The sequence below is a fragment of the Xanthomonas sp. SHU 199 genome (genome assembly GCF_000364665.1).
GTDB classification, from domain to species: Bacteria; Pseudomonadota; Gammaproteobacteria; order Xanthomonadales; family Xanthomonadaceae; genus Xanthomonas_A; species Xanthomonas_A sontii.
This window is the reverse complement of sequence record NZ_AQOI01000560.1, coordinates 1-1,103: the sequence shown is the minus strand read 5'-3', so window position 1 is coordinate 1,103 and position 1,103 is coordinate 1. Positions and strand designations below refer to the sequence as shown.

Sequence of the window (1,103 nt, the reverse complement as noted above, 5' to 3'; positions counted from 1 at the left end):
GCTGGGGCCGGGCCGCGGCCCGCAGCACCGGCATCTGTGCCTGCGCGCGCTGGCGCTGCTGCCGCATGACTGAGCCACACTCGCCCGCACTGCACGCCGCCAGCCGCGCCTGGGCGCTGGGCGCGGCGCTGCTGGCCTTGCTGCCGCTGCTGCTGCAGTTGCCCGCGACACTGGCCTGGCTGATCGCGCTGTCCGCGCTGCTGATCGGCGCCAGTTCGGCGTGGCGGCCGCTGCCGGCGCTGCTGCGCCTGGCCCTGGTCGCAGTCATGCTCGCGGCGCTGTACTGGCAGGTCGGCCTGCGCTTCGGCCGCGACACCGGCTGCGCACTGCTGGCGGCGATGCTGGCGATCAAGCCCTCGGAACTGAAGAGCCTGCGCGATGCGCGCAGCCTGCTCGGCTTCGCCCTGTTCGCGCCGTTCGCCGCCTTCCTGCTCGACCAGGGGCCGGTGACGATGGCGCTGGGGCTGGCCGCGGTGATCGCAGCCCTGCTGTGCATGCAGCGCCTGGCCGACCAGGAAGGCCACAGCGCGCGGCGGCCGCTGCGCGGGCAACTGCGCGGCGTCGGCCGTCTGCTGGCGTTGGGCCTGCCGCTGGCGCTGGCCGCGTTCTGGCTATTCCCGCGCCTGGGCTCGCCGTTGTGGGGCGTGCCGGAACGTGCGCTGGGCCGTCCCGGCCTGTCGGACACGATGAGTCCGGGGCAGTGGCTGGACCTGCTGGCCGACGACACCCCCGCATTGCGTGTGCAGTTCTTCGGCCCGGTGCCGGCGCCGGCGCAGCGTTACTGGCGCGGCCCGGTGCTGTGGGATTTCGACGGCCGCACCTGGCGTGCGCAGCGCGACAACGCTTTCGCGCCGGCACCGCCGATCCAGCTCGCACCCGGCGGCTGGGACTACCAGCTCGAGGTGGAACCGACCGACCGCCGGCAACTGGTCGCCCTGGACCTGCCGCGGCAGGCACCGGCCGGCACCCGGCTGACGGCCGACGCCGTGCTGCAGACCGAGCGCCCGCTCAGCGCGCTGACCCGCTGGCGGCTGCGGTCGGCGCTGCCGCAACGGGTGGAGGCCGATCTCGCGCCGGCGCAACGGCAGCGCGCGCTGGCGTTG

The 1,103-nt window shown here is 75.2% G+C and carries 1 protein-coding gene; it reads left to right on the top strand.

All coding sequences use genetic code 11. From position 1 onward, the window contains the following. Window positions 1-65: 65 nt before the first annotated feature. Window positions 66-1,103, top strand: a 1,038-nt coding sequence (locus D183_RS0116660) for a DUF3488 domain-containing protein (RefSeq protein ID WP_039728211.1), incomplete at its 3' end; no start/stop codon positions are given.